The sequence below is a fragment of the Streptococcus sp. WM07 genome, assembly GCF_004570525.1.
Lineage (GTDB): Bacteria > Bacillota > Bacilli > Lactobacillales > Streptococcaceae > Streptococcus.
On sequence record NZ_SPPZ01000001.1, the window covers coordinates 1 to 14316 of the forward strand.

15 protein-coding genes and 1 riboswitch are annotated in these 14316 nt (G+C 41.6%); of the genes, 10 read left to right on the forward strand and 5 right to left on the reverse strand.

All coding sequences use genetic code 11. From position 1 onward, the window contains the following. From E4T71_RS00005 to E4T71_RS00025, 5 genes are all read right to left on the reverse strand, one after another. Positions 1-214: helix-turn-helix domain-containing protein (locus E4T71_RS00005; protein WP_135034965.1), on the reverse strand; the 214-nt coding region annotated here is incomplete at its 3' end. 82 nt (positions 215-296) lie between these two features. Next, on the reverse strand, positions 297-2015 hold the full coding sequence (locus E4T71_RS00010; protein ID WP_135034968.1) for a phospho-sugar mutase: 1719 nt from the start codon (positions 2013-2015) through the stop codon (positions 297-299). A gap of 43 nt (positions 2016-2058) precedes the next feature. After that, positions 2059-2622, reverse strand: coding sequence for an ECF transporter S component (locus E4T71_RS00015; protein WP_135034971.1), 564 nt, complete (start codon positions 2620-2622; stop codon positions 2059-2061). Then, the gene (gene coaC / locus E4T71_RS00020; RefSeq protein WP_135034973.1) at positions 2615-3160 is read right to left on the reverse strand and encodes a phosphopantothenoylcysteine decarboxylase; all 546 of its coding nucleotides are present in this window, start codon (positions 3158-3160) and stop codon (positions 2615-2617) included. Before coaC ends, E4T71_RS00015 begins: the two co-directional genes overlap by 8 nt. 1 nt (position 3161) lies before the next feature. After that, a complete protein-coding gene (locus tag E4T71_RS00025; protein ID WP_135034976.1) occupies positions 3162-3848 on the reverse strand; it encodes a phosphopantothenate--cysteine ligase in 687 nt (228 codons plus the stop codon). Between the two features lie 54 nt (positions 3849-3902). On the opposite strand from E4T71_RS00025, the gene E4T71_RS00030 reads away from it, so the two are divergent. From E4T71_RS00030 to E4T71_RS00075, 10 genes are all read left to right on the forward strand, one after another. After that, positions 3903-5570, forward strand: a complete 1668-nt coding sequence (locus E4T71_RS00030) for a formate--tetrahydrofolate ligase (RefSeq protein ID WP_135034980.1) — start codon at positions 3903-3905, stop codon at positions 5568-5570. Between the two features lie 206 nt (positions 5571-5776). Then, positions 5777-6115: an ATP cone domain-containing protein gene (locus E4T71_RS00035; RefSeq protein ID WP_135034983.1), complete on the forward strand. Its 339-nt coding sequence runs from the start codon at positions 5777-5779 to the stop codon at positions 6113-6115. A 139-nt stretch (positions 6116-6254) separates the two neighbouring features. After that, positions 6255-6689, forward strand: a complete 435-nt coding sequence (locus tag E4T71_RS00040; RefSeq protein ID WP_135034986.1) for a EutP/PduV family microcompartment system protein — start codon at positions 6255-6257, stop codon at positions 6687-6689. 1 nt (position 6690) lies between these two features. Next, positions 6691-7287, forward strand: a complete 597-nt coding sequence (locus E4T71_RS00045; protein WP_135034989.1) for a cob(I)yrinic acid a,c-diamide adenosyltransferase — start codon at positions 6691-6693, stop codon at positions 7285-7287. 182 nt (positions 7288-7469) lie between these two features. Next, positions 7470-7615, reverse strand: a riboswitch (adenosylcobalamin (AdoCbl) riboswitch). Between the two features lie 242 nt (positions 7616-7857). Continuing rightward, positions 7858-8994, forward strand: coding sequence for a 1-propanol dehydrogenase PduQ (locus tag E4T71_RS00050; protein ID WP_135034992.1), 1137 nt, complete (start codon positions 7858-7860; stop codon positions 8992-8994). A 58-nt stretch (positions 8995-9052) separates the two neighbouring features. Further along, positions 9053-9397 (forward strand): BMC domain-containing protein, encoded by a 345-nt coding sequence (locus E4T71_RS00055; RefSeq protein WP_167758442.1) that lies wholly within the window; start codon positions 9053-9055, stop codon positions 9395-9397. Between the two features lie 18 nt (positions 9398-9415). Beyond that, positions 9416-9991 carry an ANTAR domain-containing response regulator gene (locus tag E4T71_RS00060; protein ID WP_135034995.1) on the forward strand — a complete coding sequence of 192 codons (576 nt, stop codon included), beginning with the start codon at positions 9416-9418 and terminating at the stop codon, positions 9989-9991. A 7-nt stretch (positions 9992-9998) separates the two neighbouring features. Then, positions 9999-11381 carry a sensor histidine kinase gene (locus E4T71_RS00065; RefSeq protein WP_167758443.1) on the forward strand — a complete coding sequence of 461 codons (1383 nt, stop codon included), beginning with the start codon at positions 9999-10001 and terminating at the stop codon, positions 11379-11381. Between the two features lie 105 nt (positions 11382-11486). After that, positions 11487-12923: an ethanolamine ammonia-lyase reactivating factor EutA gene (gene eutA, locus E4T71_RS00070; RefSeq protein WP_135035001.1), complete on the forward strand. Its 1437-nt coding sequence runs from the start codon at positions 11487-11489 to the stop codon at positions 12921-12923. Between the two features lie 15 nt (positions 12924-12938). Then, entirely contained in the window at positions 12939-14309 is a 1371-nt protein-coding gene (locus E4T71_RS00075) for an ethanolamine ammonia-lyase subunit EutB (RefSeq protein ID WP_135035004.1), read from the forward strand. Positions 14310-14316 lie beyond the last annotated feature (7 nt).

Here is a 14316-nt window from a genome sequence, read left to right on the forward strand (position 1 = left end):
TAAGGAGTGCCTCTAAACCTCCTTCTAGATAACGGTTCAATAAGTTTCGTACAGTTTGATGAACAAAACCTACTGATTTAGCTACTGCTGTTAAATTCTGACATTCAGAGTAGAGAATGAGAGCTTGAATTTTCCTATGGTGCTGTGCATTCTTTTTATCTTTCAGGGCTTGCTTCAATTCGCTAATTTGATATTCATTTAGTTCGACTTTCATACCTTATAGTATACAGCTATTTTTGTTTTTTGTTAAGTATAAGAAAAAGCCCATGGAGTTCATTTCTCCAGGGCTTTTAACCTTATTCAATAAAGGCATTGATTTCAGCTTCGATAGCTGCGATTTTTGCTTCAGCATCTTCATTAGATTCTCCAACGACTGCCAAGTAGAATTTAATTTTTGGTTCTGTACCTGAAGGACGGACAGCAATCCAGGAGCCGTCTTCCAAGGTGTACTTGAGCACGTCACTTGGTGGAGTTGTAAGAGTAGTGACCTGACCTTGAGCATCTGTTGCGGTTAATTCTTTGAAGTCTTCGGTTAGAACTACTGGACTTTGGTTGAAGTTCGATGGAGCATGCTCACGGAATTTACTCATAATGGCTTTGATTTGAGCAGCACCATCTACACCAGAAAGGGTAACAGAGAGAGTTTTTTCAGAATAGTAGCCATATTCTTTGTAGATTTCTTCAATTCCATCAGCCAAAGTTAGTCCACGAGAACGGAAATAGGCTGCAATTTCAGCTACGATTAGAACAGCTTGAATAGCGTCTTTATCACGAACAAATGGCTTAATGAGGTAACCGAAGCTTTCTTCAAAACCGAAGAGGTAAGTATGGCTACCAGTGTCTTCAAATTCTTGAATCTTTTCAGCAATAAATTTGAAACCAGTCAAGACATTGAACATGGTTGCTCCATAGCTCTCAGCAATCTTAGTGACAAGATCTGTTGATACGATAGATTTAGCTAATGCTGCATTGCTTGGAAGGGTACCAGCTGATTTATGAGCTTCCAAGATGTATTTGGCGATGATGGCACCAATTTGATTACCAGAAAGATTTTTATAGGAGCCATCGGCTTGCAAGACTTCAACACCAAGCCGGTCTGCATCTGGGTCTGTTGCAATCAGAACATCGGCACCAACTTCACGGCCTAATTCTTCTGCAAGAGCAAAGGCAGCTTGACTTTCCGGGTTTGGTGATTTGACAGTAGAGAAGTCAGGGTCAGCTGTTAATTGGCTTTCAACTAATTGTACAGACTCAAATCCTGCTTGAGCTAGAGCACGACGAGCCAACATTTCACCGGTTCCATGCAGTGGTGTGTAGACAATCTTCATATCCTTACCATACTCTTCAATCAATTTAGGATTGATAGTAACGGTTTGAACTTCCTTGAGGTACTCCACATCGACTGCCTCACCAATGATTTCAATGAGGTTACTTGCTTGGGCAGCTTCTGCATCAGCAACTTCAATGCTAAATGGATCTGAGATTTCACGAATGAAATCTGTCAAGGCATCAGCATCTGCTGGTGGCATTTGGCCGCCATCTTCACCGTAAACCTTGTAGCCATTGAATGGTGCAGGGTTGTGTGAAGCTGTAATCATAATTCCAGCGAAAGCATTGAGGTGGCGAACAGCAAAGGACAATTCCGGAGTTGGGCGAAGGCTTTCAAACACATAAGACTTAATGCCATGTTGAGCCAAAACAGCTGCAGCTTCCATTGCAAACTCAGGAGAGAAGTGACGGCTATCATAAGCAATAGCTACACCACGCGCTTTGAATTCATCCCCTTTATGTTCAATTAGCCGCGCTAAACCTTCAGTTGCTTGGCGGACCACAAAGATATTAATGCGATTCGTACCAGCACCGATAATCCCACGCATACCTGCGGTTCCGAATTCTAGGTTGGTATAAAAGGCATCTTCTTTTTGCTTGTCATCCATAGCTTCCAATTCTTCGCGTAAGTAAGCTGGAAGATTTTCTTGCTCAAGCCAGTTCTGATAAGATTCTAAATAGGTCATAGTCTAATCTCCTTTTATTATAATCGCAATCGCTTACATTATATCACTTTTCTTTTATTTTTAAAATAGGAAAAGCAGCAGCTGTAATAAATCCAGCTAGAAGCATTTCGGCAAAAGAGTTAGTTGTGAGAATGGCAGCTAAGAAAGGTTGCAAGTTCCCTTGGTAAATTGCAGGAAATAATAAGAAAATTCCTGAAAGAACAAAGAAAGTATTAGTTAAGGAACCTAGAATACCAGCTAGGCCTAATCCAAAGCGGTTGGGAAGCCAGCGATAAATGAAGTAAGGAAAGAGGCCGATTAGAATTCGAGGAATAAAGGCAATTACAAGCGAAGCCCAGTTACCATTCTCCACGAAGGGGGTAAAGAGATAGCTAGTAGGCTGAATAAAAATAGTATTGGTTACCATGGAGATTAGTCCCATAAAAAAACCAAGTATCATTCCAGTTTTAGGTCCATAGCGAATGGAAGCGATAATGACAGGAATATGAATTAAGGTTGGACGAATGACAAAGGGGAAGATGTTGAATACGAATCCACTTAGCCAGTGAATGACAAGCATAGCGGCTAGGAAAATAGCTAGGGCTGCAGTTGAATTGGATTTACGCAAGATCGAGAACCTCCTTCACACGTTTTAAAATAGTTGGAATCTCTGCTAGGGCACCAACGCCTTGATCACCACAGGCTAAAAGGGATTCCCGAGGTGAGACAATCTGATAGCCGTAATCATGCAATCTAGCAATATTCTTTTGGGTTGCTGGGTGTAGATACATATTGGTATTCATGGCCGGAGCCAGTAATTTTGGAGTAGCGGGTGGTAAAGCCAAGGCTGTGGCAGTTACGATGTTATCTGCCAAGCCATGGGCTAATTTGGCTAAAGTATTGGCAGAAGCAGGGGCGACTAGGAATAGATCTGTCTCCTTAGCTAATTGAATATGATTAACCTTAGTGGGATCTGGTTCATCCATGGTATCCAGATGGACACGATTCTTAGAGAGAACCTGTAAGGTCAAGGGAGTTATGAATGCCTGTGCTGATTCAGTCATCAAAACGTGGACCTGGTGACCATTTTTACCGAATTGGCTAACCAGATCAGCGGCTTTATAGGCCGAGATACTTCCGGTTACTGCTAATGTAATGGTAGCCATGCTAGGATTCCTTTCTAACAAAATCAAGAAGTTTATGAGCGATTTCTTGTTTTGTATGGGCTTGATCAATTTGTTCAGGACCAACTAAGAAAGCTGGATGTTGCTCTTGGTCAATTTGTGACAAATCATTGGCGACAATTAAATCAGCACGGTTTTTTTTCAAGGAAGCCTGTGCTATAGAGATGAGTTCTTCCGAGCTGACAGAAACCAGTAGTTTGAAGCCAATCAGGCGAATAGCAGGATTCCAATCTTTGATTTTTTGGATCAGCTTAGGCGTTTTCTCTAAGAAAATCACTTGGTGCTTGGCTGTAGAGGAATGTTTCCCCCCTTTTTGTTCTGGTTCTAAAAAGACCTGATAAGTGGGGACTTCTTGAAGTTTTTCTAGAGGTACCATTTGCAAAGGACGGTAGTCTGAAACTGCCATACTGTGAATGAGAACATGATGGTTGGGTACTTGCTCTTGGAGGGCCGATTCTAAGTCACTGGTAGTTTTGATGAGAATTTGTTGGAGCTTTGGATGAGCTTGAGGCTTCATCGCATTGGGGGTTGTAATCAAAGTGACTGCAAATCCAGCTTCCAAAAAAGTTTGGGCAATTTGACGCCCCAATCGACCAGTGGATTGATTGGTAATGGCCCGGACCTGATCAATAGGTTCGCTAGTCCCGCCGGATGTGATTAAAATTTTCATATGCTCATTATACACCTTTTGCTGTATAATGAGGAGTGAAGAGGAGGATTGGTCATGAAAACTGATATTCAAATTGCACAAGAAAGTTCCTTGAAACCAATCATAGAGATTGCAGCAAGCCTCGGCCTAGAGTCAAGCTCTATTGAACAATACGGTCCTTATAAAGGAAAAATTGCCTATGAGACTCTTTCACGTTTGAAACAAGAAGAAGCTGGTAAATTGATTTTGGTGACGGCTATTAATCCTACTCCAGCCGGAGAAGGCAAATCGACAGTGACTATTGGACTGGCAGATAGTCTTGCTGCTGCAGGTCATAAAACCATGATTGCACTTAGAGAACCCTCCCTTGGCCCAGTTATGGGCTTGAAAGGAGGAGCTGCTGGTGGGGGTTATGCTCAGGTTCTTCCAATGGAAGATATTAATCTTCATTTCACGGGGGATATGCATGCCCTGACTTCTGCCCATAACACTTTGTCTGCTCTTATTGACAACCACCTTCATCAAGGGAATGACTTGGACTTGGATCCAAGTCGCATTGTTTGGAAGCGTGTCCTAGATATTAATGACCGGAGCTTACGTCAGATTGTGATTGGACTGGGTGGACCTATCAACGGTCAGCCTCGAGAAGATGGGTTTGACATTACTGTTGCTAGTGAAATGATGGCGATACTCTGTTTGGCTCAGGATCTTCAAGATTTGGAACAGCGCTTGTCCAATATTTTAATTGGTTATAAACGGGATGGAAGTCCTGTCTTTGTGAAAGATTTGGGGGCAGCAGGAGCGCTAACGTTATTGCTCAAAGATGCCTTAAAACCGAATTTGGTGCAAACCATTTATGGAACTCCAGCTCTAGTTCATGGGGGGCCTTTTGCCAATATCGCTCATGGATGTAATTCGGTAGTTGCTACGGAGACAGCCTTGTCTTTGGCTGATATTACTGTCACCGAAGCTGGATTTGGAGCTGATTTAGGAGCGGAGAAATTCTTAGATATTAAAGTTCCCCACTTGCGTAAAGCTCCTGATGCGATTGTAGTGGTTGCAACCATTCGTGCTCTGAAGATGCATGGAGGCCTACCTAAACAGGAATTGACACAGGAGGATTTGACAGCCCTTGAAGCTGGATTTGCGAATCTCCACCACCATGTTCAGACTCTAGCATCAACTGGAAAACCTGTTGTTGTCGCCCTCAACCGTTTCTCTGGCGATACAAGTGCAGAATTAGAGCTGCTCAAGCACCTTTGTCTGAACGCTTCCATTCCCATTGCTCTTACAGAAGTTTGGGAAAAAGGGCCTCTGGGAGGCCAAGAATTAGTTGAGCTTCTCCTACCTTACTTATCAGAAGAAAAAGACTTTACCTCGTATTACGACCGTCAAGGAAGTTTCATGGAAAAACTAGAGTCCCTAGTTCAGAAGGCCTATGGTGCCCAAGGTGTGGATTTGACCCCGAAAGCGGTGAAACAGCTGAAGGAGTTTCAGCGTCAGGGTTGGGATCACTTTCCAATTTGTATGGCCAAAACACCCTACTCCCTATCTGATAATCCGAGCTTAGGAGGCCGACCTCAGGATTTCCGAATCACCATCCGTGAATTTCAGGTGCGTCATGGAGCCGGCTTTATCGTGGCTTTGGCTGGAAATGTCTTAACAATGCCTGGTTTACCGAAACAGCCAGCAGCATTGAAAATGGGATTGGATGCAGATGGTCATGCTTTCGGTCTTTTCTAGAAAGTTGACAATGTGATTTCAATCTGTTAGAATGTGAGTATGCGATGAGTCGATTGGTAGTAGAGACTACCCATCAAGCATAGGAGGTCATATCGCAGGAGCGGACCTTGATGAGTTGTGTGAACCTGCTCATCACACGGAAGTGCCTTTCGGATCCCTCCTCTTTTTGAGTGAGGGATTTTTTTGTAAGGAAATGGAGGAATCATATGCGAGTCATTAAACGTGATGGACAAGTAACGGAATTTAACCCTGAAAAAATCTACCAGGCGATTTTAAAAGCAGCCCGGTCTGTTTATGTCTTGGATGATTCTTTACGACAAAATCTTGCCCAAGTAACCAAGAAAGTGGTTATGGATTTGGAAGAAACCCAGATTGAAAAAGCAACTATTAGTATGATTCAATCTATGGTTGAAAATCGTCTTCTAGACGCTGGCTACATCAATATTGCTGAGCATTATATTTCTTACCGTTTGCAGCGAGATTTGGAACGGAATGGCTATGAAGACCGCATTAGTGTTCATCTAAAATTTGAACAATTGAAGTAATAAGACTTGATTTATAACTGTTATTAGCGTAAAATGAAATTGCTTACATAAGAATAACCAAGGCAAAGGGGCCTGTTTCCAATCGCGATGAAGCGATATTATTTGGAACGGGATTCCTTTGCCTTTTTAGGAGTAAACGATGAAAAAAATAATGCTTATTGGGCCTATTGGTGTGGGAAAAACGAGCTTGACCCAACGCTTACATGGCTTGGACTTGGCTTACCAAAAGACCCAGGTGGTTCAATTTCATGAGGATATCATTGATACACCTGGTGAATTTCTACAGCACAGGCAATACTACCATGCTTTAAATGTGACGGCTATGCAAGCTGATGTGATTGGTTTGATGCTAGATGCTAGCAAGGAAGAACAGTTTTTTCCACAAGGTTTTTCAAATTTATTTACCAAAGAGATGGTGGGGCTGATTACCAAGATGGATCTGATTGAGGAGGGGCAATCTATGGATTGGGCTTATTGCCAGCTTCAGGAGGCGGGCTGCCAACGAATTTTTGAACTTTCAGCAGTAGACGATCGCGGTTTATCAGATCTTTTAGAATTTCTACAGGAGGACTAAGATGCAACTATATACAAAAACAGGTGATAAGGGTTTAACAAAATTAGTAGGTGGTCAAAGTGTTGCTAAAGATTCAGAGCGGGTTCAAGCCTATGGGACCATTGATGAACTGAATTCTTGGATTGGTTATTTGATCTGTGATTTGAGTCAGGAAGATGTTCTTCGTGAAGAGTTATTAGAGTTGCAGCACTATTTGTTTGATTGTGGTTCGGATTTATCGACTCCACAAGGTGTTTATCCTTATAAGGTGGATCAAAGTCTTGTGGATTGGATTGAGGAGCGGATTGATTTGTATGCTCCTATTCCTCCAGCTTTGGAAACCTTTATATTACCAGGGGGACATCCGTTGGCAGCTTCACTTCATGTGGCTAGAACGATTGCGCGTCGTGCTGAAAGACATATCGTTGCAGCCATGTGGTCAACAGATATCAATCAAAATGTTTTGGTTTTTGTGAATCGGTTATCGGATTATTTCTTTGCTTTGGCTCGTTTTGTGAATGACAAAATGGGTGAAAAAGATATCCCTTACGAACGAGGCAGTAAGGTCTTCCATGCTATTACAAAAGAAGATGTAGAACGTTGGTCTCGTAAAAATTGAGCATAGCAAGAAGAGGTTGGGAATTTCCCAACCTCTTGTTTGTTATTGAAAGCTAATCTACTACTTTGTAGTTCCCACTAAGCTTCATTGATTAGTATAGCCTTCTAAGGACTGCGACTCTGCAGCTGGACTAAGTCCAAGAAAATGATGGTACTAATCGTAGAATGAAAATGAATGGGTATTCATGAGGTCGAAGCTTTACATCGAAACTCGACTTCTACTAAAACTTAGATTCAAAGATCTGACTTAAAGCTAGGCTTATCACAGTGGCGGGACCGTGTTGGATTTACACCAAACTTCCATGAATCTAAGAGTACAATAATCAATTTCTTCTAATCCTAGTTTATTCTTTATTTTTAGAAAAGGCAAGTAAAAGCTTTCGGTTGGATAAGAATTTTTTTAAATATCCTATTCCTATCTTTACTTGAGACGGAAGCGCTTTTATGTTACACTAGGTATAAGTACAATGGCGTACATCGAATGAAACAAGCAATGAAGCTACAGGAGAGGACTAGGACGTAGGAGTTGTAGGTCTTTTCATGTGGCTTATTTTGTATTAAAGGAGTGCCTATGTATCAGATTTGTTATAAAACAGAGCTCTTAGTCGGGGCAGGAGCTTTACGGGGATTGGAGAAATATCAACAACAAACAATTCTAGTTGTTGCAGATCCCTTTTTGGAAAAGACAGGTCAATTAGAGGAGATTTTAGCCTATTTACCTGCTAGTAATCAAGTGACCATTTTTAGTGAGATTCAGCCAGATCCACCGATTGAGGTTGTTATTGCAGGAATTCAGGCTTGTCCTGAAGATGGAGTGGATTTGATCTTAGCGATTGGAGGTGGATCAGCCCTAGATGCAGCAAAAGCGATTTACTATTTTGGTAAGAAGCAAGGACGATTTAAAGAGGTAGAATTGGTTGCGATTCCGACCACTAGTGGAACGGGATCGGAGGTAACGGACTTTTCCGTGATTACAGATGCTGAATTAGGCCGCAAATATCCAATTGTAGATCGAAGTCTGCTGCCTGATGTTGCGATACTAGATGCAGAATTGGTGAAAAGTTTGCCGCGTTCAATTACAGCAGATACAGGAATGGATGTTTTGACACATGTGTTGGAAGCCTATGTTTCTCCAAAGGCTAGTGATTTTTCGGATGCGTTAGTGGAAAAGACTGTTCAACTCGTATTTGAGTATTTACCTCGTGCCTATCGGAATGGTCAGGATCTTGAAGCCCGCGAAAAGATGCATGTAGCCTCCACGATGGCAGGAATGGCTTTTAATTCAACATCACTTGGAATTACCCATAGTCTATCTCATGCGGCAGGCGCAGTTTTTCACATTCCTCATGGCCGTCTCAATAGTATTCTCTTACCGCAAGTGATTGCCTTTAATGCAGGTTTGGACGGTGTTCGCTTGGATCGGGAGCATGTGGAAACAGCTAAACGCTACCAACGCTTGGCTCGCTTATTAGGCTGTTCAGCCTCTAATCCAGGATTAGGAGTGAAACAATTTTTGCAAGCTCTGAAAAGTTTGCAGAGAAAGTTGGATCTACCATTAACGTTTGCTAAATATGGAGTAGATCGGGCTTTATTTGATGAGAAGAAAGAGACGATTGCTGCTTCGGCTATTCAGGATCCATGTACATTGACCAACCCACGTCAACCTAATCCAGATGATTTAGTGACTATTCTTGAGAATCTTTATTAATTTTGAAAAAATAAGAAAAATTGTTATGATAAAATAACGAATAGAGTCAGGAGAAAAAATGGCTGAGAAACAAAGAATGATTCAAGAATATGTGCCGGGGAAGCAGGTTACTTTGGCACATTTAATTGCAAACCCAGATCCAGTGATTTTTGAGAAATTGGGTTTGCAGGCTAAGGAACAGGGAGCTATTGGAATATTAACAATCACGCCTAGTGAAGCGGCGATTATTGCGGTGGATTTAGCGACCAAAGCTGCCGGTGTGCAGATTGGTTTTGTGGACCGCTTTAGTGGATCGGTAGTGATGACAGGGGATGTATCCTCTGTTGAAACAGCTTTAGTAGCAGTGTTAGATGGTCTTAAAGCTATCCTTGGGTTTACCAGTACTGTGGTAACCAAGACTTAGTTGTGAAAGAGTGAGCGCATGAAAAGTAAAATTGTAATCGTCGATGATGACCCTATTGTTCGCCTTGATATTCGACATATCTTGGAAAAGGAAGATTACCAGGTAGTTGCAGAAGCCAAAGATGGCTTTGAAGCGATTGAAGTTTGTCAAAAATTCCATCCAGATTTAGTGATGATGGATATCCAATTGCCATTGTTGGATGGTTTGACAGCTAGTAAAAAAATATTAGATGATGGATTGACCTATAGTGTTATTCTTTTGTCTGGTTTTACAGATGAGCACTATGTTCAAAAGGCTAAACAATGTGGAACAAGTGCTTATCTAGTTAAACCTCTAGATGCAAAATCGCTCATTCCAATGGTGGAAGTCTGTTTAGAAAAAGGCCGCGAATCCTATGCATTAAAAGAAGAAACCCAAAAATTAGCGAAAAAAATTGAAGATCGGATTTTAATTGAAAAAGCGAAGGGACTTTTGATGCAGCAGAACCATTTATCTGAACCGGAGGCCTTTAAGCAAATTCGTACAATCAGTATGCAAAAACGCGTGCCGATGATTGAAATTGCGAAATTGCTATTGATGCATGATGAATTATAGAGAAAAAATGAAGATTCTCTGCGAGGAGCAAACCGATCTTGAACCCGCAGCAGTCTCTTACCTTATTCAACAGGCTGAGCAATTAGAAAAACGGCAACAATATCAGCAGGAAGATGTCTTTATTGATGTGCGAAGCTTGGGGCAGGCTAATCAAGCTTTGGTAATCTACCATAAAAAACCGGTTAGCCAACCTAGTCTCTATAAAGACGAGGTGGTTGGTGATTTGGCCGATTTAAGCAATGAACCAGGGGTGATTCGTACCTTAGAAACTGGTCTAGCTTCCGTAGGCTTGACCGCCCTATCCCAAGAGGGACTGATGATTTATCAGACTGTCTATCCGATTACTTGGGAGGGACGAGTTATAGGGACTTTAATTATTGAAATGCCACCGCCCCCACTCCCATCTTCATTTCCAATGCAGGAATCTTCACAGGTTCCTTGGGAAGAAGAACTCCCAGGATTTTTAGAACATTTGGACAATCTAATCTTTGTATTTAACGGAGAGGGAACCTTGATTTTTGCGAATGCTAAAGCTCGTCATCTGTATGCGGGGCATTTGGGCTACAAGGATCCTCTCCCGGGAATGCATTATGATAATTTAGTGCTGGATACATTGACTTTTGAGGATTTGTTGTTTCATAACCAAGTTCAAGGTTTGGAAATCGAGGAAGTTCGTGTTCCGTATGGGGGGTATTTCTTTCAATTAAGACGTCAGTTCATGTCCAATGGATTTCTATTAATGGAGTGTCGAGATGTGAGTGAAATTTGGCAGCTTCAAAAACAAATTGAAGAGCAACAGATGAGCTTACGAGAGATTAACCACCGTGTCAAAAACAACTTACAAACTTTGGTATCCTTGTTGCGTTTACAGGCTCATCAGACAGATAATGTTCTTGTGGAACAGGCATTGGAGCAGAGTGTTCACAGAATTTTATCAATAGCCAATATTCATGACCTCCTATCAGCAGAAAAGGGAAATCAAATGGCCGTTCGTCCCCTGTTGTTACGGGTCTTGGAGACAGTTCGACGGTCTTTTGGTCAGGAATTTATCCAAGTAGTGTGGCAAGTAGATCCAGATTATGAACTCGATTCAAGTCGAGCGACGGCTTTAGCCTTGATTGTGAATGAATTATTGCAAAATTCATATGAGCATGCCTTTCCAAAAAAACAATTGAATTCGCAAATTCGGTTGCATTTATCTAGGAAAGATGGTATTATTAAGTTATTGATAACTGACAATGGTAGCGGTTACAATGTCAAGCAAGGTTTTGCAGAAGGCCATCTTGGTCTCATTTTGGTAAAACGCTTTGTTGAAGATAAGTTGTCCGGTAGATTGGACGTTCAATCAAGTCCCCGTGGGACAAGGACACGCATCACTTTTCATGAATAAGATAACTCTCTACAATGGTGTAGGGACGGTAAGAAGCAAAGACGCTTAGAGAATAGATCCATTTATGGACCTAGTTCTTTAAGTGTCTTTTTTTGGAGGTATTCCATGTCAGAAAAAATACTGAGTGTCGGGTTAGATATTGGGACAGCTACAACACAACTAGTTCTATCCCAATTAACGATTGAAAACATAGCCTCAGTTTTTACGATTCCTCGTGTGTATATTACAGACAAAGAGGTGTTACACAAAAGTGAGATTATGTTCACTCCTCTATTGGATAACCATTTGATAGAAGCCGAACAAATCAAGACTTTTGTTCAAAAAGAATACAAGCGTGCAGGGATTAGCCGCGAAGATATTCAAATGGGAGCTGTTATTATTACAGGGGAATCGGCACGTAAGGATAATGCGAGTCAAGTGTTAGAAGCCTTGAGTGGCTATGCTGGGGACTTTGTTGTAGCCACGGCAGGTCCAGATTTGGAAAGTATTATTGCTGGAAAAGGAGCATGTAGTCATCTATACTCAGAAACCCATCACACATCGGTGGTAAATATTGACATTGGTGGGGGAACTTCTAATTATGCTCTCTTTCGAGAAGGAGAAGTTCAGGACACTGCATGTTTTGATATTGGTGGTCGATTAATAAAGCTGGATCCGAACAGTCTGATCATTCATTACATTGCACCGAAATTGCAAGAAATTATCAAGCAGGAACAGTTGCAACTGACAGTCGGTCAACCGCTGAATCGTGCAGATCTCGATCGCTTATTGGGAATTTTGGTCGAAGTGATGGAGGAATCTGTTGGTCTTCCAGGTCGGAGTCCTTATTTTGATCTATTGGTGACCAATCATGGCTTAAAAAAAGGACAAGAGATTAGTTGTGTATCTTTTTCAGGAGGTGTCGCGGATGCGATTGCTCTTGCTGAGCAAGAAATCGATGACTTTTTATACGGAGATATTGGTATCTTGCTAGGACGAGCGATTGCCCAGTCGGCTATTTTTAAAGAAAAAGAAATTGTTCAATCAGCAGAGACGATTCGGGCTACTGTAGTCGGGGCAGGTAGTCACACAACAGATGTTAGTGGAAGTACGATTACTTATATAGCTGATGTTTTACCACTAAAAAATATGCCTGTTTTGAAGATGTCTGATGAGGATGAAGCTTGTGATCAGGGACAATTGGGAATCCGGATTCGTGAAAAATTACAATGGTTCCAACTGGAAAATCAGGTTCAACAAATTGCGCTAGCTTTTAAGGGCAAGAAAAGTCCAACTTTTGTAGAGGTTGAAGCCTATGCAGATGCGATTGTTGAAGGGATGGCAGCCAGTATTGAGGAAGGTTATCCTCTAATTGTTGTTGTAAGAGAAGATATGGCGAAGGTGTTGGGACAATGTCTCTATGCTCGGCTTCCCCAAGATTACCCTTTTGTCTGTATTGATTCGGTTGATGTCCAAAATGGAGACTACCTAGATATTGGAAGACCTATTGTGGAGGGCTCTGTTCTCCCAGTTATTGTGAAGACACTAGTATTTGATTCCTAAAGGAGGAAGCGATTCATGATTTTAAAAACAAAATTATTTGGTCGTGTCTATGAATTTTCGTCAGTGAAAGAAGTTCTAGCCAAGGCTAATGAGTATAAGTCAGGGGACCAGTTAGCAGGTGTGGCTGCACAATCTGCGGAAGAGCGTGTAGCGGCTAAGGTTGTTCTGGCACAATTAACGCTTGCAGATTTATTTAACAATCCTGTTGTTCCTTATGAAGAAGATGAGGTCACACGGATTATTATTGATGATGTCAACCTTCGTACTTATGAAAAAATTAAACATTGGACTGTTGAAGAATTACGGGAGTGGATTTTAGATACAAATACGAAGAATGTCGACATTCAATGGATTTCTCGTGGTTTAACATCGGAAATGGTGGCTGCTGTTGCAAAATTGATGACCAATCTTGATTTGATTGTAGCAGCTAAGAAAATTGTGATTACCAAAACAGCCAATACAACTATTGGAGTTCCGGGTACATTTTCTTCCCGCCTGCAGCCCAACCATACAACGGATGATCCAGATGGAATCATGGCTTCTACTATGGAAGGATTTGCTTATGGTTGTGGGGATGCCTTGTTAGGATTGAACCCAGTTGATGATTCAGTTGAAAGTACCAAACGGGTTCTCCATAAATTTAATGACTTTATTGAGGAATATCAAATTCCAACTCAGCACTGTGTCCTAGCTCACGTTACGACTCAAATTGAAGCTATGAATCAGGGAGCTCCGACAGGATTGGTATTCCAGTCTATTGCTGGATCTGAGAAAGGGAATACCGCTTTTGGTTTTGATGCTAAAACGATTCAAGAAGCGCGTGATACAGCTCTTAAAGTTGGTTCTGCCGCAGGTCCTAATGTCATGTATTTTGAGACTGGACAAGGTTCTGAGTTGTCATCAGATGCTCATTATGATGCCGATCAGGTGACTATGGAAGCTCGTTGTTATGGTTTTGCGAAGCATTATGATCCTTTCCTTGTGAATACAGTTGTTGGTTTTATCGGACCTGAGTACTTATATGATTCTAAACAAGTTATTCGTGCTGGTTTAGAAGACCATTTTATGGGTAAATTGTCTGGTATCTCGATGGGATGTGATATCTGTTATACCAATCATATGAAGGCTGACCAAAATGATGCGGAAAACCTTCTTGTACTTTTGGGAGCAGCAAATGTTAACTACATTATGGCTATCCCACATGGCGATGACATCATGTTGAATTATCAAACAACTGGTTATCATGAGACAGCTACTATGCGCGACTTATTAGATAAACGACCAATTAAGGAATTCGAAGAGTGGATGGAAAAAATGGGTCTCATGGAAAATGGTCGCCTAACTGCCTTGGGTGGTGATGGGTCTGTCTTTATGCAAAGCAAGTAAGAGGAGG

Excerpts from the sequence above, each read along its gene's own strand:
- E4T71_RS00040 (WP_135034986.1), top strand. The coding sequence starts at position 6,255 with ATGAAAAAAATAATGCTTATTGGGCCTATTGGTGTGGGAAAAACGAGC.
- coaC (WP_135034973.1), bottom strand. The coding sequence starts at position 3,160 with ATGGCTACCATTACATTAGCAGTAACCGGAAGTATCTCGGCCTATAAA.
- E4T71_RS00055 (WP_167758442.1), top strand. The coding sequence starts at position 9,053 with ATGGCTGAGAAACAAAGAATGATTCAAGAATATGTGCCGGGGAAGCAG.
- E4T71_RS00010 (WP_135034968.1), bottom strand. The coding sequence starts at position 2,015 with ATGACCTATTTAGAATCTTATCAGAACTGGCTTGAGCAAGAAAATCTT.
- E4T71_RS00075 (WP_135035004.1), top strand. The coding sequence starts at position 12,939 with ATGATTTTAAAAACAAAATTATTTGGTCGTGTCTATGAATTTTCGTCA.
- E4T71_RS00035 (WP_135034983.1), top strand. The coding sequence starts at position 5,777 with ATGCGAGTCATTAAACGTGATGGACAAGTAACGGAATTTAACCCTGAA.
- E4T71_RS00050 (WP_135034992.1), top strand. The coding sequence starts at position 7,858 with ATGTATCAGATTTGTTATAAAACAGAGCTCTTAGTCGGGGCAGGAGCT.
- E4T71_RS00025 (WP_135034976.1), bottom strand. The coding sequence starts at position 3,848 with ATGAAAATTTTAATCACATCCGGCGGGACTAGCGAACCTATTGATCAG.
- E4T71_RS00065 (WP_167758443.1), top strand. The coding sequence starts at position 9,999 with ATGAAGATTCTCTGCGAGGAGCAAACCGATCTTGAACCCGCAGCAGTC.
- E4T71_RS00060 (WP_135034995.1), top strand. The coding sequence starts at position 9,416 with ATGAAAAGTAAAATTGTAATCGTCGATGATGACCCTATTGTTCGCCTT.
- E4T71_RS00045 (WP_135034989.1), top strand. The coding sequence starts at position 6,691 with ATGCAACTATATACAAAAACAGGTGATAAGGGTTTAACAAAATTAGTA.
- eutA (WP_135035001.1), top strand. The coding sequence starts at position 11,487 with ATGTCAGAAAAAATACTGAGTGTCGGGTTAGATATTGGGACAGCTACA.
- E4T71_RS00030 (WP_135034980.1), top strand. The coding sequence starts at position 3,903 with ATGAAAACTGATATTCAAATTGCACAAGAAAGTTCCTTGAAACCAATC.